17 protein-coding genes and 1 riboswitch are annotated in these 19,156 nt (G+C 71.4%); of the genes, 13 read left to right on the top strand and 4 right to left on the bottom strand.

Annotation, left to right across the window (positions count from 1 at the left end):
* Positions 1 to 251 precede the first annotated feature (251 nt).
* Positions 252 to 368, top strand: a riboswitch (SAM riboswitch).
* A gap of 145 nt (positions 369 to 513) precedes the next feature.
* The gene (locus tag ABZ642_RS14520; protein WP_360482460.1) at positions 514 to 1,866 is read left to right on the top strand and encodes an aminotransferase class V-fold PLP-dependent enzyme; all 1,353 of its coding nucleotides are present in this window, start codon (positions 514 to 516) and stop codon (positions 1,864 to 1,866) included.
* Positions 1,867 to 1,888: 22 nt separating this feature from the next.
* Here ABZ642_RS14520 and ABZ642_RS14515 read toward each other — a convergent pair whose 3' ends face one another.
* On the bottom strand, positions 1,889 to 2,170 hold the full coding sequence (locus tag ABZ642_RS14515) for an Lrp/AsnC ligand binding domain-containing protein (protein WP_024882613.1): 282 nt from the start codon (positions 2,168 to 2,170) through the stop codon (positions 1,889 to 1,891).
* Positions 2,167 to 2,910, bottom strand: coding sequence for a rhomboid family intramembrane serine protease (locus ABZ642_RS14510; protein WP_360482457.1), 744 nt, complete (start codon positions 2,908 to 2,910; stop codon positions 2,167 to 2,169). The genes ABZ642_RS14515 and ABZ642_RS14510 overlap by 4 nt, the downstream gene beginning before the upstream one ends.
* A 152-nt stretch (positions 2,911 to 3,062) precedes the next feature.
* Here ABZ642_RS14510 and ABZ642_RS14505 point away from each other — a divergent pair, with 152 nt between their 5' ends.
* The 5 genes from ABZ642_RS14505 to ABZ642_RS14485 all read left to right on the top strand — a co-directional run bounded on the left by ABZ642_RS14505 (position 3,063) and on the right by ABZ642_RS14485 (position 8,438).
* Positions 3,063 to 3,302, top strand: a complete 240-nt coding sequence (locus ABZ642_RS14505) for a hypothetical protein (protein WP_009309707.1) — start codon at positions 3,063 to 3,065, stop codon at positions 3,300 to 3,302.
* A gap of 40 nt (positions 3,303 to 3,342) precedes the next feature.
* Positions 3,343 to 4,686 (top strand): NYN domain-containing protein, encoded by a 1,344-nt coding sequence (locus ABZ642_RS14500; RefSeq protein ID WP_360482454.1) that lies wholly within the window; start codon positions 3,343 to 3,345, stop codon positions 4,684 to 4,686.
* A 210-nt stretch (positions 4,687 to 4,896) separates the two neighbouring features.
* Entirely contained in the window at positions 4,897 to 5,931 is a 1,035-nt protein-coding gene (locus ABZ642_RS14495) for an NlpC/P60 family protein (protein WP_360482450.1), read from the top strand.
* Between the two features lie 263 nt (positions 5,932 to 6,194).
* Entirely contained in the window at positions 6,195 to 7,211 is a 1,017-nt protein-coding gene (locus ABZ642_RS14490; protein WP_360482447.1) for an NlpC/P60 family protein, read from the top strand.
* A gap of 30 nt (positions 7,212 to 7,241) precedes the next feature.
* Complete coding sequence (locus ABZ642_RS14485; RefSeq protein WP_360482445.1) at positions 7,242 to 8,438, top strand: hypothetical protein; 1,197 nt, start codon at positions 7,242 to 7,244, stop codon at positions 8,436 to 8,438.
* A 12-nt stretch (positions 8,439 to 8,450) separates the two neighbouring features.
* Here the strand turns inward: ABZ642_RS14485 and ABZ642_RS14480 are convergent, their stop codons facing one another.
* Positions 8,451 to 9,686 carry a glycosyltransferase 87 family protein gene (locus ABZ642_RS14480; protein WP_360482442.1) on the bottom strand — a complete coding sequence of 412 codons (1,236 nt, stop codon included), beginning with the start codon at positions 9,684 to 9,686 and terminating at the stop codon, positions 8,451 to 8,453.
* 111 nt (positions 9,687 to 9,797) lie between these two features.
* Between ABZ642_RS14480 and ABZ642_RS14475 the strand changes: the two genes are divergently transcribed.
* Both ABZ642_RS14475 and ABZ642_RS14470 read left to right on the top strand, forming a co-directional pair.
* On the top strand, positions 9,798 to 10,940 hold the full coding sequence (locus ABZ642_RS14475; protein WP_360482439.1) for a glycosyltransferase family 4 protein: 1,143 nt from the start codon (positions 9,798 to 9,800) through the stop codon (positions 10,938 to 10,940).
* Positions 10,941 to 11,067: 127 nt separating this feature from the next.
* Positions 11,068 to 12,651, top strand: coding sequence for a GMC oxidoreductase (locus ABZ642_RS14470; RefSeq protein ID WP_360482519.1), 1,584 nt, complete (start codon positions 11,068 to 11,070; stop codon positions 12,649 to 12,651).
* A gap of 37 nt (positions 12,652 to 12,688) precedes the next feature.
* On the opposite strand, the gene ABZ642_RS14465 is transcribed toward ABZ642_RS14470, so the two are convergent.
* Complete coding sequence (locus tag ABZ642_RS14465; protein WP_360482436.1) at positions 12,689 to 14,485, bottom strand: AMP-dependent synthetase/ligase; 1,797 nt, start codon at positions 14,483 to 14,485, stop codon at positions 12,689 to 12,691.
* Between the two features lie 316 nt (positions 14,486 to 14,801).
* On the opposite strand from ABZ642_RS14465, the gene ABZ642_RS14460 reads away from it, so the two are divergent.
* From ABZ642_RS14460 to ABZ642_RS14440, 5 genes are all read left to right on the top strand, one after another.
* Entirely contained in the window at positions 14,802 to 15,599 is a 798-nt protein-coding gene (locus ABZ642_RS14460; protein WP_360482433.1) for a metallophosphoesterase, read from the top strand.
* A gap of 134 nt (positions 15,600 to 15,733) precedes the next feature.
* Positions 15,734 to 16,177 carry an SRPBCC family protein gene (locus ABZ642_RS14455; RefSeq protein ID WP_360482430.1) on the top strand — a complete coding sequence of 148 codons (444 nt, stop codon included), beginning with the start codon at positions 15,734 to 15,736 and terminating at the stop codon, positions 16,175 to 16,177.
* Between the two features lie 204 nt (positions 16,178 to 16,381).
* Complete coding sequence (locus ABZ642_RS14450; RefSeq protein WP_360482427.1) at positions 16,382 to 17,536, top strand: ArsA-related P-loop ATPase; 1,155 nt, start codon at positions 16,382 to 16,384, stop codon at positions 17,534 to 17,536.
* A 63-nt stretch (positions 17,537 to 17,599) separates the two neighbouring features.
* On the top strand, positions 17,600 to 18,061 hold the full coding sequence (locus ABZ642_RS14445) for a DUF5304 domain-containing protein (RefSeq protein WP_360482424.1): 462 nt from the start codon (positions 17,600 to 17,602) through the stop codon (positions 18,059 to 18,061).
* Positions 18,062 to 18,116: 55 nt separating this feature from the next.
* Complete coding sequence (locus tag ABZ642_RS14440) at positions 18,117 to 19,070, top strand: ROK family glucokinase (protein ID WP_360482421.1); 954 nt, start codon at positions 18,117 to 18,119, stop codon at positions 19,068 to 19,070.
* Positions 19,071 to 19,156 lie beyond the last annotated feature (86 nt).

Below are 19,156 nucleotides of genomic sequence, written 5' to 3'. Positions count from 1 at the left end.
TGGCGCTCCAGGAGTTGCCCGTCCCGCTCACCGAGCGGCAGCGCGCCGGCCAGGATCCGCTGCCCGACCGCCTCCCACTGTCCCGACGCCTGGCGAGGCGAAGGGGGGAGACTCCGCCACCGCCGCGACGGCGCGCAACCACACACGGCCTGCTCGGCGGTGCCGGGCCGGCGTCGGGGCCCGCTGGGGCGTGTCCCGTCATCCGGACAGGAGTTGCGCGCCGGCGATCACTTCATCTAGTTTTCCAGTCAGGTCATGAGTGACAGTCATGAGGCCCCGGCCGACTGTCCGGCAACCCTCCGTCCGTGGCGGGGTGCCCCGGGTGAAGACCAGGCCGTAGGCAGCGAGGTCTGCGGCAAGCGCGGATCCCTCACGCTCTTCTGAATGAGCACAGTCCAGGGATCCTGGTCATCGAGGGAGTCTCCCGTGAGCAAGCGAATGCGCTAGGGCGTCGAGCCCCCATTTCCGCGCACCACTTTTCCCTTTCTTCCTTCCTCTCACGGGAGTTCCGCCATGTCTGTCTCCGCCCAGTCGATCTGTGCCCCTCTGCCCGTTCTGGGACGAGATGTCACCGTCCCGCTCGTCACCGGCGGCGAGGTCACCTACGCCGCCCTCGACTACGCGGCCAGCGCCCCCGCCCTCCAGCGTGTCTGGGACGACGTGGCGGCGTACGCGCCCTACTACGGCAGCGTCCACCGCGGCGCCGGCTACCTCTCCCAGCTCTCCACGGACCTCTTCGAGAACGCCCGCCGGACCGTCGCCGAGTTCCTCGACTGCCGCCAGGACGACCAGCTGGTCTTCACCCGCTCGACCACGGACTCCCTGAACCTCCTGGCCCGCGCCCTCCCTGCCGACTGCCAGGTCTTCGTCTTCGAGACCGAGCACCACGCGAGCCTGCTGCCCTGGCAGGACGCCCGGGTCAGCTACCTCGACGCCCCGCGCACCCCGCGCCAGGCCGTCCAGACGCTGGAGAAGGCCCTCGCCGACCGTGACCCGCACGGCCCGGCCCTGGTCTGTGTCACCGGCGCCTCGAACGTCACCGGCGAGCTGTGGCCGGTCCGTGAGCTGGCCGCCGCCGCGCACGCGCACGGCGCCCGGATCGTCCTGGACGCGGCCCAGCTGGCCCCGCACCACCCGGTGAGCGTCCGCGAGCTGGACGTCGACTGGATCGCCTTCTCCGGCCACAAGCTGTACGCCCCCTTCGGCTCCGGCGTCCTGGCCGGCCGTGCCGACTGGCTGCGGGCGGCCGAGCCGTACCTCGCGGGCGGCGGCGCCAGCCGCAAGGTCACCCGGCGCGAGGACGGGGGAGTGGCCGTGGAGTGGCACGAGAGCGCCGCGCGCCACGAGGCGGGCTCCCCGAACGTCATCGGCGCCTACTCGATCGCCACGGCCTGCAAGGCGCTGACCGAGGCGGGCTTCGACACGCTGGTCGCCCGCGAGCGGTACCTGATCGCCAAGGTCCGGGAGGGCCTCGCCGAGGTGCCCGAGGTCCGTGTCCTGTCCCTCTTCGGCGACGACGCCCCGCGCGTGGGCGTGCTCTCCTTCGTGGTCGAGGGCTGGAACAGCTCCCACTTCGCCGCGGCGCTCTCCGCCGAGTACGGCATCGGCGTCCGCGACGGCCTCTTCTGCGCCCACCCGCTGGTCAGGACCCTGCTGGGCTCCGACCCGCAGACCCAGGGCGAGTGCGGGGCGCCGGAGGCGGCACCGGGCGAGAAGTCCCTGAACGCGATCCGGGTGAGCTTCGGGGCGGGAACGCCGGACGAGCATGTGGAGCGGTTCGTCAACGCCGTACGGGAACTGGTGACCGACGGTGCGAAGTGGTCGTACCGCACCGAGGACGGCCGCTGCGTCCCGGCGGTGAGCTGATCTGCGCCCCTTACGGGGTGCTTCAGCTGTCCAGGCCGATCGCGAACGCCGCCTCCAGGTCGTGCTGGGAGTACGTGCGGAACGCGACGTGCGTGTCCGTGCCCTCCACGCCCTGGATCTTGCTGATCCGGCCCGGGATCACCTCGGCCAGGTCCTCGTGCTCGCGCACCCGGACCATGGCGATCAAGTCGTACGTACCGGTGACGGAGAAGACCTCGCTGACGCTGTCCAGCGCGGCGATCTGTTCCGCGATCTCGGGGATCCGGTCCACGCTGGTCTTGATGAGGACGATCGCGGTGATCACGGCTGGTTCTCTCCCTCGGGTGCCGGAGCTGGGGCGGCCTTCACTTTAGTCCCACGGCCGTACCGCACCCACGCGTAGCCGACACCGAGTCCGAAGCCGACCAGGTGGGCGAGGTAGGCCACGCCGGGGCCGGAGGGGGCCTGGTTCAGGGCGAGCCACTGCAGGGCGGCCCAGAAGGGGAGCACCACCCAGGCCGGGAACCGGAGCGGAAGGAAGAAGAGGAACGGCAGAAGACTGGTCACGCGGGCGCTGGGGAACAGGTACAGAAACGCTCCGAGGACCGCTGAGATCGCCCCGGACGCCCCCACCAGCGACTGCTGGGACGTGGCGTTGGCGGCCGCGTAGCCGAGCAGTGCGAGGTAGCCGCAGCCGATGTAGAAGAGGGTGAACTCCACACGGCCCATCCGCTCCTCGGCCATCGCCCCGAAGACGAAGAGGAAGAGCATGTTGCCGAGCAGGTGCACCCAGCTGCCGTGGATGAACAGCGCCGTGGCCGGGGTGAGCACCTCCCGCGCCGGACCGTCGAACAGGTCGGCGGGGACCACCCCCCAGCGCCGGAAGTACGCGCGCTGCGCGGCCGCCAGGGCGTCCCCGGTGCCGTAGGACGGGGTGAAGCCGGACGCCGGGCCGAGCACGAAGATCAGGCAGCACACGGCGATCAGGGTGTACGTCATGGGCGCCGACGTGCCCCTCAGCCTCCGCAGGGTCCGGCCGGCCGTCGTGTTCCAGTTGCCGATCATGGACATAGAGCATGGCGTAACGGGATGCACTGGTGCAGATCGCCTCGCCGCCGTGGACAGGGCGGCGTCGAGTACTCGCCAGGCCGTAGGGTAACGAGCCACACGCGTCGGGACGGCGCGTCACGGACACTAGAAGGAAGCGAACAGTCACGATGACGGTTCCCCTGCCGACCGCCACGACGCGGTGGCGCTGCACCCTCTGCGGCAACCTGACGCGGTTCGACGTGACCCGCTCGTCGAAGGTCGTGGAGTACGTGCACCTCGACCTGGCCGGTGAGCCCAAGGTCGAGGAGCGCGAGGTGGTCAGTGAGACCATCGAGTCGGTGCGCTGCCGCTGGTGCAACGCGGTGGACCAGGTGGAACTCGTGGACAGGCCGGGTGCCGACTCCTGAGACCGGGAGGCGGCCCCGCACAGGTGATGGGGTGTGACGGATGGTGGAGACCACAGGCGGGGGGCCGGGCGACGGCACCGCCGAGGTGCTTGACCGTCCGTTGCCCGACGGCGTGCGACGGCGTGTCGTGCAGATCGTGTCGGACGGCTTCGGCGGGCTGACCGTCGCCGAACTGCCCGCCCAGCTGCGGCAGTACGCCCGGTTCGCCCCGAACCGGCGGGCCAAGTTCGCCGGGAACGCCATGGCGACCGCGCTGGAGACGGACACCCTCTTCCGGCAGCGGATCGGGGAGAAGCTCAGAGAGGCCCAGCCGGAACTCGCCGGCGCCCTCGACTCCGGCTCACCGCCCCCGGCCGCGGACCCGCTCGATGTGGCGGCCGCGGCCTACGTACTGCGCCCCACGGGCTGGGTGAAGCTGGTGGCGGCGGCCGGCGAGGAGGCCCAGCGGGCCGACGCCGAGCGCGCCGACGAGGAGAGCCGGGCCGAACTGGAGCGGCTGCGCGAGGAGCTGGACCGGGCCCGGGAGCAGACCCGTGCCGACACGGAGCGGCTGCGCGCCGAGCTGGACGCGGCGAAGAAGGAAGCGGAATCGCTTCACCGCAAGCTGCGCGCTGCCCTCAGTGACGTCAAGCGGGGCGAGGCCGCGCTGCGCAAGATGCAGGGCGAGATGGAGTCGGTGCGCACCGAGGGGCAGGCCCAGGTGTCCGCCGCCGAGAGCGAGGGCCGGCGTCTCAAGGCCCGGCTCGGCGAGGTCGAGGCCGCCCTGGAGGCCAGCCGCCGGGCCGCCCGCGAGGGGCGCAGCGTCGAGGACATGAGAGTACGGCTGCTGCTCGACACCGTCCTGGACGCGGCCCAGGGGCTGCGCCGCGAACTGGCGCTGCCGCCGGTGTCGGTGCGGCCCGCCGAGACCGTGGATGCGGTCGAACCGGGACGGATGACCCCGAAGGACATCGCGGCCCGGGCGCTCTCCGAGAACGACCCGGCCATTCTCAACCAGCTGCTCGCCCTGCCCCAGGCGCACTTGGTCGTCGACGGCTACAACGTGACCAAGACCGGCTATCCGCAGATGCCGTTGGAGAAGCAGCGGCTGCGGCTGCTCGGCCAGCTCTCCCAGCTCGCCGCGCAGACCGGCGCCGAGGTCACGTGTGTCTTCGACGGCGCCGAACTGGCCGCCCCGGTGCTGCTCGCCCCGCCGCGCGGGGTCAGGGTCCTCTTCTCCAAGCCCGGTGTCACCGCGGACGAGCTGATCCGCCAGCTGGTGCGCGCCGAGCCGCCGGGCCGTCCGGTGATCGTCGCCTCGACCGACCGCGAGGTCGCCGACGGGGTCGCCAAGGCGGGTGCCCGTCCGGTGGCTTCTGCGATGCTTCTGAAGCGACTGTCCTGAAGGTTCAACGGACATATGCAATGCCCGAATTGACCGAACCGTCACGCAACGTAGCGTCAATCGAGCATTACGGCACGTGAGTTATGTGCAAAGAGTGCGTTGCGTGACCAGTTTTTTCGCTGTTGGGTTTGAACTGATCACAGGGAGGTCACTAGGGTCGGGCCTCGAACCTCCACACGGGTGATCACTCAAACGAAGGAGCCCGTCTCCGTGGCGTCCCATCGTCGACCCAAGCAGCCGAGTCGCGCGCGCGTGACCGTGTTGACCACCGCAGCCGCCGCTGCTGTCGTCCTCAGCGCCAACGCCGCCAACGCGGCGCCCAGCGAGAAGCTGAGCAAGGACGAGGTCAAGGCGAAGGTCGACAAGCTCTACGAGGAGGCCGAGCAGGCCACCGAGAAGCTGGACGGAGCCAAGGACAAGCAGCAGAAGCTGCAGAAGGAAATCTCCACGATCCAGGACAATGTGGCCCGTGGTCAGGAGGACCTCAACAAGCTGCGGGACAGCCTCGGTTCGCTCGCCACCGCGCAGTACCGCTCCGGTGGCATAGACCCGTCGGTCCAGCTCTTCCTCTCCTCCGACCCGGACGACTACCTCGACAAGGCGTCCACGCTCGACCAGTTGAGCGGCCAGCAGGTCGAGGCCCTGAAGAAGATTCAGGACAAACAGCGCGAACTCGCCCAGGAGCGGGCAGAGGCGACGGACAAGCTCAAGGACCTCTCCGCCACCCGCACCGAGCTGGCCAAGCAGAAGAGCGCCGTCCAGTCCAAGCTCGCCGACGCGCAGAAGCTCCTGAACACCCTGACGGCCAAGGAGAAGGCCGCCCTGGACGCCGAGCAGGCCCAGGCCGCCAGCCGTGCCTCCTCCCGGGTGGACCTCGGCAACACCGGCTCCGCCTCCGGCCGGGCCGCCTCCGCCTTCGCCGCCGCCCAGTCCGTGATCGGCTCGCCGTACGTCTACGGCGCCTCCGGACCGTCCTCCTTCGACTGCTCGGGCCTGACCTCCTGGGCCTACGCCCAGGCCGGCGTCACCATCCCGCGCACCTCCGAGGCCCAGGCCAACGCCGGCACCCGGATCTACAGCCAGAGCGACCTCAAGGTCGGCGACCTGGTCATCTTCTACGGCGACTACCACCACGTCGGTCTCTACGCGGGTGGCGGCCAGGTGCTGCACGCCCCGCACACCGGTGCCTCGGTGCGCTACGAGGCGATCGGTGACATGACGTTCGAGTTCGGCGTCCGGATCTGACACCGGCGGGTTACGGCGACACTCGTACGGCCCAAGATCAACCCCACGGGGCGCCCGAACGGGCGAATCCCGACAACCGAAGATGACTCCACGCCCCGCCGGTGACCTGCGTCAGCGGCGGGGCGTCACGTTGCGTGGCCGTCGAGGTCTTTGGCCGGGGTGTGGTCGCACGGCTACTGTCTGCCGCGTTTCCTCCGGTGCCGGGGCATCCCCGTCCTCGGCGCCGGGGGAAGCGGTACCCGTCCGCCGGCAGAAGGACCACCGTGGGGTTTCACCGCCGTCTCGCACCGTCCGGGTTCAACCGGGGCGCCGGTGCCGCCCTCTGTGCGCTGTCCGCCGCGGCGGCCGCGCTCGGCGCCGCACCCGCGAGCGCGGCCCCGCAGGGGCACACCCGCGCCGAGGTGGACCGGCTGTACCAGCAGGCCGAGGAGGCGACCGAGGCCTACGACAAGGCCGACGAGCGGGCCGATGCGCTGCGCCGCGAGGTGAACCACTCCCAGGACCGCATCGCCCGCCGGCAGCAGAGCATCAACGCCATGCGGGAGACGCTCGGTTCACTGGCCGGCGCCCAGTACCGCTCAGGCGGCATCGACCCCACCGTCGCCCTGCTCTTCTCCGACGACCCCGAGGACTACCTCGACCGGGCGTCCCTCCTCGACCGCATCGACGTCCGCCAGGCCGGGCAGCTCAGGGAGCTCCAGGCGGCGATGCGTGAACTCGCCCAGGAGCGCAGCGAGGCCACCGGCGAGCTCGCCGAGCTGGAGCGCAGCCGCACGGCGGTCGCCGCCCACAAGGCCACCGTGGAGAAGAAGCTCGCCACGGCCCGACGGCTGCTCAACGCGCTGCCCGCCGCCGACCGCGCCGCCTTCGAACACGCCTCCCGGGGCGCCGACCGCGCCGACCTGCCCGACCTCTTCGGCGTCAGCGCCCCCGACGGCCGCGCCGCCGCCGCGGTGGCCGCCGCCCGCGCCGCCCTCGGCAAGCCGTACGTGTGGGGGGCCAGCGGCCCCTCCGGCTTCGACTGCTCGGGCCTGATGCAGTGGTCGTACGCGCAGGCCGGCATCCACCTGCCGCGCACCTCGCAGGAGCAGCGCTACGCCGGGCGCCAGGTACCGCTCTCCCAGGCGCAACCCGGTGACCTGGTCGTCTACCGCTCCGACGCCGGCCATGTGGGGATGTACGTCGGCAACGGGCAGGTCATCCACGCCCCCTACCCGGGTGCCCCGGTCCGCTACGACCCGGTCGGGATGATGCCCATCTCCTCCGTCACCCGGCCCTGACTTTCGGGCCCCGACCCGTACGATCGGAAAGTGGCTGGTGGCAGGCGGGCGTGGCGCTCAGGAGCGGTGGGACTGTGTCTGCTGCTCCTGCCGCTGACGGGATGCGGCGGCGGGCAGGCGGCGACCGGGTCGGCGATGGCGGAGGTACAGCAGGTCCTGGACCGGCGCGCGGCCGCCGTCCTCGGCCATGACGAGCGGGCCTACACCGAGACCGGCACCCGGAACTCGTACGCGAACCTGCGGGCCGTACCGCTCGCGGACTGGAGCTACCGGCTGACCGCCCTCCACCCGGACGGCGCCGAGGCCACCGCCGACGCCCGGCTCAGCTACCGCATCCAGGGCTACGACAGGGCCCCGGTCACCACCGACCGCGCCCTGACCCTCAGCCGCACCGCCGACGGCCACTGGTACGTCGCCGCCGACAAGCCCGCCGGGAAGTCGGGGCAGCAGCTGTGGGACCAGGGCACCGTGACGGCCGTCAAGGGCGAGCACAGCCTGGTGCTCGGCGTCGGCCAGTCCAGGGACACCCTGCGGGACTACGCCGGCCTCGCCGACACCGCCGTCCCCGAGGTCTCCAAGGCCTGGGGCACGGAGTGGGCCCAGCGGGTGGTCCTGGTCGTACCCAAGTCGCTGAACGGCATGGCGGGCCTGCTGGGCGCCCCCGCCTCCAACTACCGGGGCATCGCCGCCGTCACCACCGGCGAGGTGGGCGGCTCCGGCCAGGCCCCGGCGGACCGGGTCATCCTCAACCCGGAGGCGTACGCCGTCCTCGGCTCGGTCGGCAAGCAGGTGGTCCTCACCCATGAGACGACCCATGTCGCCACCCGCGCCCACACCTCGGCCGCCACCCCGCTCTGGCTCTCCGAGGGGTACGCCGACTGGATCGGCTATCTCGACAGCGGCCGTACGCCCACCGAGGCCGCACCGGAACTGGCCCGCGCCGTGCGGGACGGGGACCTGCCCGAGGACCTCCCGGTGGACAAGGACTTCGGCTTCACCGACGACCCCACCAAGCTGGCCGAGGCCTACGAGGGCGGCTGGCTGGCCTGCCGGATGATCGCCGCCCACTGGGGCGAGGAGCGGCTCGGCGCCTTCTACCGGGCCGTCGGAGCCCACCAGGGCCGCGCGGGCGCCGTCGAGGACGCGCTGCGCACGGAACTCGGCACCACCCTGCCGGACTTCACCGCACGCTGGCGTGACTACCTGACGGATCGGCTCGGCGACTGAACCGGCCCGAGCTCAGGAGGGGACCGAGGTCTGCTTCGCGCGGGCGGCCTGAGCGGGCAGCGGAGCGGCCGCTGCCTCGGTCGCCGTGGAGCGCCACAGCTGCCGGGCCGCCGTGACCGTCGCCGCGACCAGCAGGCCGTTGCGCAGGAGCAGCAGGGTGATGCCGTACCAGTCGCTCACCACGATGTGCGAGAAGCCGACCGGGAACTCCAGGACCGTCACGAAGGTGGCCAGGAGGACCAGGACGGCCGGCAGGGTCATCCGGCCGGCCCGGAAGCAGAGGCAGACGGCGGCCAGGCCCACCAGCCACACCATGTACTGCGGGCTGATCACCCGGCTGGTGACCGTGAACATCAGGACGGCCGTGAAGGCGGCGTCCGCGAGCGTGTGGGACCGGAAGCGGGCCGCGCACAGCCGCCACAGCAGCAGCCAGCCGAAGGCGCACGCGGTCAGTACCAGGGCCGCCGCGCTCACCGCCTTCACCCGCGGGCCGAGGAATTCGATCGAGCCGTAGTTCAGCAGCACCTCGCCCTGCCAGCCGTAGTGCCGGGCGATGTGCAGGACCAGCGCGCCCAGCGACTCCACCTCGGTGCCCCGGTCGCGCTGGAAGGTCAGGAAGGCGAACGCGCCGGGCATGGCCACCGCGAACAGCGCCCCGACCACCCCCGCCGTGACCACCGCCGACACCCAGGCCCGGCGTCGTACGGCACCCACCAGCAGCAGCGCCGGCCACACCTTGACCATCGCGCCGAAGCCGGCCAGCGCGCCCATCAGCCGGGGGTGCCGGGCTCCGGCGAGCAGCGCGGCCACGGCGACGGCGGTGACCATCAGGTCGTAGCGGGAGTAGACGGTCGGCCCGAGCAGCGGCACGCCGAGCACCCAGATCCAGGCGCCGCGCAGGGTCCGGCCGGGCCGCAGGCCCGTGTAGAGGAGCAGGGAGAGCACCACCAGGTCGGCCAGGAGGGCCAGCACGAAGAAGGCGGTCGGGTAGTCCAGGAAGGGCAGCAGCCCGGGAGCGAGGATCGCCAGGGCGGCCGCGGGCGGGTACTGCCAGGTGACGTCGTCCAGAGGGAACGTTCCGTGCCGGAGGACCTCGTACCACCCCTGGTAGATCACCGACACGTCGGTCGTGACGTCCGCGCCCGGGAACACGAACACCCTCAGTACGGACAGCAGCAGCGCCAGCCGGGTGGCACCCCAGACGACCAGCAGCAACGCCAGGGCACGCCTCTCGCCCGTCCTGTCCACCTGAGCCCCTGTCCGTCGCCCTGCCTGGGAGTGCGCCACATGATCTCCCGCCGGGCTGTGCGACGGCCATGAAGCACGGCCGAACACACTGTGCGGGTAAGGTCGGCCGCGATGCACAAGACCCTCATCGTGACGAACGACTTCCCGCCCCGGCCGGGCGGTATCCAGGCCTTTCTGCACAACATGGCCCTGCGGCTGGACCCGGAGCGGCTCGTCGTCTACGCGTCCACGTGGAAGCGGAGCCGGGAGGGCGCCCTGGCCACCGCCGCGTTCGACGCGGAGCAGCCCTTCACCGTCGTACGCGACCGTACGACGATGCTGCTGCCCACGCCGGGGGCGACCCGGACGGCGGTCGGGCTGCTCCGGGAGCACGGCTGCACCTCCGTGTGGTTCGGGGCGGCGGCTCCGCTCGGGCTGATGGCGCCGGCGCTGCGGAAGGCCGGGGCACAGCGGCTGGTCGCCACCACCCACGGGCACGAGGCGGGCTGGGCCCAGTTGCCCGCCGCCCGGCAGCTGCTCGGGCGGATCGGCGAGGCGACCGACACGATCACGTATCTCGGCGAGTACACCCGCTCGCGGATCGCCCCCGCGCTCGGTCCGGCCGCGGCCGGACGGATGGTACAGCTGCCGCCGGGGGTGGACGAGAAGACGTTCCATCCCGGGTCCGGGGGCGCGGAGGTGCGGGCACGGCTGGGGCTGAGCGACCGGCCGGTGGTCGTGTGCGTGTCGCGGCTGGTGCCGCGCAAGGGGCAGGACACGCTGATCCTCGCGATGCCGCTGATCCTGGCCGCCCAGCCGGACGCGGTGCTGCTGATCGTGGGCGGTGGCCCGTACGAGAAGGAGCTGCGGCGGCTGGCCCGGGAGACGGGGGTCGAGGCGTCGGTGCGGTTCACGGGGGCCGTGCCGTGGGCCGAGCTGCCCGCGCACTACGGCGCGGGTGACGTCTTCGCGATGCCCTGCCGGACCCGGCGGGGCGGGCTGGACGTGGAGGGCCTCGGCATCGTGTACCTGGAGGCCTCGGCCACCGGTTTGCCGGTGGTGGCGGGGGACTCCGGCGGGGCCCCCGACGCGGTGCTCGACGGGGAGACCGGGTGGGTGGTGCGGGGCGGGTCGGTGGAGGAGGCCGCCGAGCGGATCGTCGTGCTGCTGGGGGACCCGGAGCTGCGGCGGCGGATGGGGGAGCGGGGCCGGGCGTGGGTCGAGGAGCGGTGGCGGTGGGACCTGCTGGCGGAGCGGCTCAAGGAGCTTTTGTAAAAGGCAGGTTCAAGGGGGTGCGGCAAAGGGCGCCGTACCTCTAGGCGGAACCGGAAAATCCGCACATGCTGCGCGCATGACAGCAAAACTGATGCAGCGTCAGCTGACCAGACGTCACATCCTGGGCATGATCGCCCTCCAGACCGCCGCCGCGGCCGGTCTCACCCGAGTCGGGCTCCAGTCGGCGCAGGCCGCCGAGGAGGCGGCCGCCGTCGACAACGCGCCCGCGATCGTGGTCGGTTCCGGGTACGGCGGGGCCGTGGCCGCGCTCCGGCTCGGACAGGCCGGCGTGCGGACCCTGATGATCGAGATGGGGCAGCTGTGGAACACGGCCGGCTCCGACGGCAAGATCTTCTGCTCCACCGCCGCCCCGGACAAGAGATCCATGTGGTTCAAGTCCCGCACGGAGGCCCCGCTCGCCAGCTTCCTCTGGCTGGACGTCGTCAACAAGGACATCACCCCCTATCCCGGCGTCCTGGACCGGGTGCACTACGACAACATGTCCGTGTACGTCGGGCGCGGTGTGGGCGGGGGCTCGCTGGTCAACGGGGGGATGGCGGTCACCCCGCTCCAGTCGTACTTCACCGAGCAGTTCCCGACCGTGGACGCGAGCGCGATGTACAACACGTACTACCCGCGCGCCCGTTCCATGCTCGGCGTCAACACCGTCGACGCCACCTGGTTCGAGTCGACCGAGTGGTACCGGTTCACCCGGACCTCCCGGAAGGCCGCCGCCAACACCGGCCTCAGGACCACCTTCGTACCCAACGTCTACGACTTCGGGTACATGCAGCAGGAAGCCGCCGGCACCGCCACCAGGTCCGCGCTCGCCCAGGAGGTCATCTACGGCAACAACTACGGCAAGAAGAGCCTCGACAAGACCTACCTCGCCGCCGCCCTCGGCACCGGCAACCTCACCATCCACACCATGGAGAAGGTGCGGTCCATCAGCCGGGCGACCGACGGCAGCTGGCTGCTCGGCGTCGACCGGATCGACGTGACCGGGGCCGTCGTCGAGAGCAAGCAGTACAGCTGTACCTACCTGTTCCTGGGCGGCGGGAGCCTCGGGACCACCGAACTGCTCGTACGGGCCCGGGACACCGGGGCGCTGCCCGCGCTCAACGCCAGTGTCGGCGCCGGCTGGAGCACCAACGGCAACACCATGCTCGGGCGCGCCAACCACATCTGGGACACCACCGGCGCCAACCAGGCGACCATGCCGGTGATGGGCATCGACGACTGGGCCAACACCGACAACCCGGTCTTCGCGGAGATCGCCCCGCTGCCCATCGGGTTCGAGACCTGGGTCAGCCTGTACCTGGCGATCACCAAGAACCCGCAACGGGCCTCCTTCACCTACGACTCCGCGAGCGACGGGGTGAAGCTGGGCTGGACCGCGGCCCAGAGCGCGGTCTCGGTCGCCATGGCCAGGAAACTGTTCGACCGGATCAACCTGGCCAACGCCACGATCTACCGGTACGACCTGTTCGGCTCGTCCAGCAAGGTGTTCGCGGACGACTTCTGCTACCACCCGCTGGGCGGCTGCGTGCTGGGCAAGGCGACCGACGACTACGGCCGGGTGAAGGGGTATCCGAAGCTGTACGTCACGGACGGCTCGCTGGTGCCCGGGAACATCGGCGTGAACCCGTTCGTGACCATCACCGCGCTCGCCGAGCGGACGATGGAACGGGTTCTCGCCGAGGACCTGTGAGCGCAGACGTGAGCGGACAGCTCGGTCAAGTGCCGCCCTACTTCTGGTAGAGGGCCTCGATCTCGTCCGCGTAGTCCTTCGCCACCACATTGCGCTTGAGCTTCAGGGACGGCGTCAGGTGGCCCGACTCCTCCGAGAACTGGGAGGACAGAATGCGGAACTTCCGCACCGATTCCGCCTTCGACACCGCGGCGTTGCCGTCGTCGACAGCGTCCTGGATCGCCGCGATCAGATCCGGGTCGTCACGCAGCGACGCCGCGGTGGAACCCGCCGGCTTTCCGTGCTCGGCCGCCCAGCGGCCCAGGAACTCGTCGTCGATGGTGACCAGCGCGCCCACGAACGGCCGCCCGTCGCCGACCACCATGCACTCCGCGACCAGCGCGTGCGCGCGGATGCGGTCCTCGATCACGGCCGGGGCGACGTTCTTGCCGCCCGCGGTGACGATGATCTCCTTCTTGCGGCCGGTGATCCTGAGGTAGCCGTCCTCGTCCAGGGTGCCGATGTCGCCGGTGTGGAACCAGCCGTCGGCCAGCGCCTCGGCGGTCGCGCCGGGGTTGTTCCAGTACTCCCGGAACAGGTGCTCGCCGTGCAGCAGCACCTCGCCGTCGTCCGCGATCCGGATCACCGAACCGGGCAGCGGCTGGCCGACCGTGCCGATCTTCTGCCGGTCCCAGGGGTTGAACGCGGTCGCGGCACAGGACTCGGTCAGGCCGTAGCCCTCCAGGACCGTGAAGCCGATGCCGCGGAAGAAGTGACCCAGGCGCTCGCCCAGGGGGGCGCCGCCGGAAATCGCGTATTCGCCCCGGCCGCCGAGCACCGCGCGCAGCTTGCTGTAGACGAGTTTGTCGAAGGTCTTGTGCTTGATCTTCAGCCCGAGGGACGCGCCCGACGGCGTGTCCAGTGCCTTGCTGTACGCGATCGCGGTGTCCGCGGCCTTGTCGAAGATCTTGCCCTTGCCGTCCGCCTGCGCCTTGGCGCGCGCCGAGTTGTAGACCTTCTCGAAGACCCGCGGGACGCCGAGGACCAGCGTCGGCCGGAACGCGGCCAGCTCGTCGGTGAGGTTCTTGATGTCCGGGACACAGCCCAGCTTGATCGGCGCCATCATCGGGGCGATCTGCACGAGCCGGCCGAAGACGTGGGCGAGCGGAAGGAAGAGGAGCACACTGCACTCACCGGTGCGGAACAGCGGACGCAGGCGCTCCACGATGTTGCCGCACTCGGCGAAGAAGTTGCGGTGGGTGAGGACGCACCCCTTGGGACGGCCCGTCGTCCCCGAGGTGTAGACGATGGTCGCCGGGTCGTCCGCCTTCGCCTGCGAGCTGCGCTCCTCGACGGTCGCGTCCGTGACGCCCTGGCCGAGCCGGCCCAGCTCCTCCAGGCCGCCGGCCTCGATCTGCCAGACGTGCTTGAGGGCCGGCAGCGTCTCGCGCACCGACTCGACGGCGGCCACATGGGTGTCGAGCTCGACGACACAGGCGGTCGCGCCGGAGTCGCTGAGGATCCACTGCACCTGCTCCGGCGAGCTGGTTTCGTACACCGGCACGGTGACCGCGCCGGCGCACCAGATCGCGAAGTCGAGGAGCGTCCACTCGTAGCGGGTGCGGGACATCAGGGCGACCCGGTCGCCCGGCTGCACGCCGGAGGCGATGAGGCCCTTGGCGGCCGCGTGCACCTCGGTCAGGAAGGTGGTGGCGGTCACGTCCTGCCACACACCGTCGACCTTGCGGGCCATGACGGCGACATCGGGATGCTGCGCGGCGTTTCTGCGGACGATGTCGGTCAGATTGCCGTCCGCGGGGACCTCGTACAAAGCCGGAAGGCTGAACTCGCGCAAGACTGCTGCTCCTCATAGGGCGCCGACGCCACGACGTTGTGCGATGCGACGGTGCGGTCCAAGGCTCGGGCAGGTACTCAGGGCTTCGCCACGGGCCACATGATCCGTTGGTTGAAATCCTGAGCACGACTGGACTGCCCGGACGTTACCCGTCGGTATGGCCTCTTCGACAGGGGGTCCCGGCGAGATGTTCGGTGCGTCACACAGGTTGGTGTTCCTTCGCGTACGGTAGTCCACGGCTTTAGTGACTGACCAGTAACCCCAGGTCCGGCCACCGCCTGTTCACGTTTGCCGCACAGGCCTACGCTTGATCACCATGGCAGCCACACCCTCCGGCAACCGAACGACCCGCGTCCACGTGGTCAGCGACGTCCACGGCAACGCCCGTGACCTGGCCAGAGCCGGTGACGGCGCCGACGCCCTGATCTGCCTCGGCGACCTGGTCCTCTTCCTCGACTACGCCGACCACTCGCGCGGCATCTTCCCGGACCTGTTCGGCGTCGAGAACGCCGACCGCCTCGTCGAACTCCGCACCGCCCGCCGCTTCGAGGAGGCCCGGGAGCTGGGTGCCCGGCTGTGGGGCGGGATCGGCATGGACCGGGCGACCGCGATCGAGAAGGCGGTGCGCAAGCAGTACGCCGAGATGTTCGCGGCGTTCCCGACCCCGACGTACGCCACCTACGGCAATGTCGACATCCCACCGCTCTGGCCGGAGTACGCGGGACCGGGCACCAGAATCCTCGACGGGCAGCGGGTGGAGATCGGCGGCCGGGTCTTCGGCTTCGTGGGCGGCGGGCTGCGGACGCCGATGCGCACCCCCTACGAGGTCTCCGACGAGGAGTACGCGGCCAAGATCGAGGCGCTCGGCGAGGTCGACGTGCTGTGCACGCACATTCCGCCGGAGGTGCCGGAGTTGGTGTACGACACGGTGGCGCGCCGTTTCGAACGGGGCAGCCGGGCGCTGCTCGACGCGATCCGGCGCACCAGGCCGCGTTACTCGCTCTTCGGACATGTCCACCAGCCACTGGTGAAGCGGATGCGGATCGGGGCCACCGAGTGCGTGAACGTCGGGCACTTCGCCGGTACCGGCCGGCCCTGGGCGCTGGAATGGTGACGACGGCCCCGGACGGGGGTGAAGTCGCCTGGTCGGACGCGCGGTAGCCTTCACGCTGCACACGCGTGCGCACGCTCGCGCACGGAGACCCCTTGTACCGGTCTCACCGGCCCGCATCTGGAGGAGCCACGGCGATGGCGGAACACACCAGCTCGAGCATCACGATCGAGGCGGCCCCGGCCGACGTCATGGCGGTGATCGCCGACTTCGCCCGTTACCCGGACTGGACCGGTGAGGTGAAGGAGGCGGAGGTGCTGAAGACCGACGCCAAGGGCCGGGCCGAGCAGGTCCGCCTCGTCATGGACGCGGGTGCGATCAAGGACGACCAGACGCTCGGGTACACGTGGACCGGTGACAACGAGGTGTCCTGGACGCTGGTGAAGTCCCAGATGCTGCGGTCGCTGGACGGGTCGTACCTGCTGAAGCCGGCGGGCGCGGGTTCGACCGAGGTCACGTACTTGCTGACGGTGGACGTCAAGATCCCGATGCTCGGCATGATCAAGCGCAAGGCCGAGAAGGTCATCATCGACCGGGCGCTCGCGGGGCTGAAGAAGAGGGTGGAGTCGGGGGAGAAGTAGGGACCCGCCGCGGGGGTACCCGTGGTCTCCCGGCTGCGGGTCCGTCGTGGCCGGCCGCGCAGTTCCCCGCGCCCCTGTCGGGGCGCTGCGGTCGCGTCAGCTCCATAGCTGCGGGCAGCGGCACCCTGCCGACGCCGGTGAGTGACACCTGCCTACGCCCGCTGTAGCGAGGGCCCACCTGGACGTCCGTTACGGTTCACCCTCATGCGCACCATCCTGATCACCGGGCCGGGCGGCAGCGGCCGTACGGCCGTCGCCGCGGCCACCGCTCTGCGCGCCGCGGGCGAGGGCACTCCGACCCTCCTGCTCGGCGCCGACCGCACGGACACCCTCGGCGCGGCCCTGGGCACGGCGACAGGACCGGCGCCTAGACAGGTCACCCCCACCCTCACCGTCTGGCGCCCCGACGCGGCCGCCCGGTTCCGGGAGGACCTCACCGACTTCCAGACTCGCGCCGCCGGCGTCCTCGACCTGCTGGGCGCCTCCCGCCTGGACGCCGAGGAGCTCACCCCGCTGCCCGGCGCCGAGGAGCTGTCCCTCCTGCGCGCCCTGCGCGACGCCGCCCTCTCCGAGCGGTACGAGCTGCTCGTCGTGGACCTCCCGCCCGCCCCGCACGCCCTCGCCCTGCTCGCCCTCCCCGAGGAACTGCGCCGCTATCTGCGCCGGCTGCTGCCGCCCGAGCGGCAGGCGGCCCGCGCCCTGCGCCCGGTCCTCGGCCGGCTGGCCGGCGTCCCCATGCCCGCCGACTGGCTCTACGAGACGGCCGCCCGCTGGGACGTCGAGCTGGCCGCCGTGGAGGCCGTCCTCGCCGACCGTCACACCGCCGTACGCCTGGTCGCCGAGCCCGGCCCGGCCGGCGCCGACGCGGTCCGCACCGCCCGCCTCGGCCTCGCCCTGCGCGGCCTGCGCACCGAGGCCCTGGTCGCCAACCGCGTGCTGCCCGAGGACACCCCGCTGCACGGCCTCGTCGCGCAGCAGCGCAAGGCCCTCGACGACTGGGCGGAGACGTTCAACGTCACCGCCGTGCCCCACCTCGGGCACGACCCGCGCGGCACCGAGGACCTCGCCGCGCTCGCCGTGCCCGGCGTCAACATCGCGCCCGCACCGGTCGAGTGGCCCGTCGCCGACCGTATCGAGGAGGACGGCGTCCTCGTCTGGCACATCCCGCTGCCCGGCGCGATACGGGACGGCCTCGACCTCGTCCGGCGCGGCGACGAACTGGTGATCACCGTCGGCGGCTTCCGCCGGATCGTCGCGCTGCCGTCGGCCCTGCGCCGCTGCACCGTCGCCGGGGCCGCGCTGCGCGACGGCGAGCTGCGGCTGCGCTTCGCGCCGGACCCGGATCTGTGGCCGCGCTGACGGTGAATCCGGTACGCCCGTTCGGGTAACGTCGTAGAGACGAACCGTAGTCAGGAGTCCGTCATGAGCGAAGAGCGCCCCACAGCCGACGCTTCCGAGGCCGCGGACGACGTACGAGCGACCGACGACGACGCGTGGGCCACGGCCTGTGCCGAGGACCTGGAGTCGGAGAAGGCCCGCCGCCGCACCCAGTACGGCCCGCCCCCGGGGTCGGCCGCCGAGGAACTGCGCAAGCTCGTCGACGCCGTCGCCGACAAGCTCTCCGGCATCCAGACCCCGCTCCTCGGGGCGGTCGCCGGGCCCGCCGCCCAGCAGGTGGTCCGGCAGGTCGTGCAGCAGGCGAAGAACGCCGTCGAGCCCGTCATAGAGCGCAACCCCGACGTCTTCGACCACCTGGCCGCGGCCGGCAGCGAGCTCCTCGCCGCCTACCGCTCCGCGGTCCAGACCCAGGAGACCCGCTGGACCTCCGGCGGCCACGACAAGGGCGACGACCCCGGCCCCGGCGAACGCATCGACCTCGACTGACAGCCCCCTCGGGTACGGTTGGCCGTAGCGGGGCTCGACCGAAACTGAGGGATTCATGGGACTCACCATCGGCGTCGACATCGGCGGCACGAAGATCGCGGCCGGCGTGGTCGATGAGGAAGGCAACATCCTCTCGACCCACAAGGTGCCGACCCCGGGCACGCCCGAGGGCATCGTGGACGCCATTGCTTCCGCCGTAGAGGGTGCGCGCGCCGGGCACGAGATCGTCGGCGTGGGCATCGGTGCCGCCGGCTATGTGAACCGGCAGCGCTCCACGGTCTACTTCGCGCCCAACATCGACTGGCGCCAGGAGCCGTTGAAGGAGAAGGTCGAGGCCCGCGTCGGCCTCCCCGTGGTCGTGGAGAACGACGCCAACGCGGCCGCCTGGGGCGAGTACAAGTTCGGCGCCGGCAAGGGCCACCGCAACGTCATCTGCATCACGCTCGGCACCGGCCTCGGCGGCGGCATCATCATCGGCAACAAGCTGCGCCGCGGGCACTTCGGCGTCGCCGCCGAGTTCGGTCACATCCGCATGGTCCCGGACGGGCTGCTGTGCGGCTGCGGCTCGCAGGGCTGCTGGGAGCAGTACGCCTCCGGCCGCGCCCTCGTCCGCTACGCCAAGCAGCGCGCCAACGCCACCCCCGAGGCCGCCGAGGTCCTGCTCGGCCTCGGCGACGGCAGCCCCGACGGCATCGAGGGCAAGCACATCTCCATGGCCGCCCGCCAGGGCGACCCGGTCGCCGTGGACTCCTACCGCGAGCTCGCCCGCTGGGCCGGTGCCGGCCTCGCCGACCTGGCCTCCCTCTTCGACCCCTCCGCCTTCATCGTCGGCGGCGGCCTCTCCGACGAGGGCGAACTGGTCCTGGACCCGATCCGCAAGTCCTACAAGCGCTGGCTGGTAGGCGGCAACTGGCGCCCGGTGGCCGAGGTCATCGCCGCCCAGCTGGGCAACGAGGCAGGCCTGGTGGGCGCGGCGGACCTGGCAAGAGAGCCCGACCCGATCATGTGACGCCCTGGAATCTCAGGGAGCGGCAACCGCAACACCCCGGGGGCACTGGGCGGTAGTCGACATGCGGCTACCGCCGCGCAAGCGCG

This window comes from Streptomyces sp. NPDC007157, from assembly GCF_040634235.1.
GTDB lineage: Bacteria > Actinomycetota > Actinomycetes > Streptomycetales > Streptomycetaceae > Streptomyces.
The sequence above is the reverse complement of the archived record's forward strand: the minus strand, read 5'-3'. Positions and strand labels throughout refer to the sequence as shown.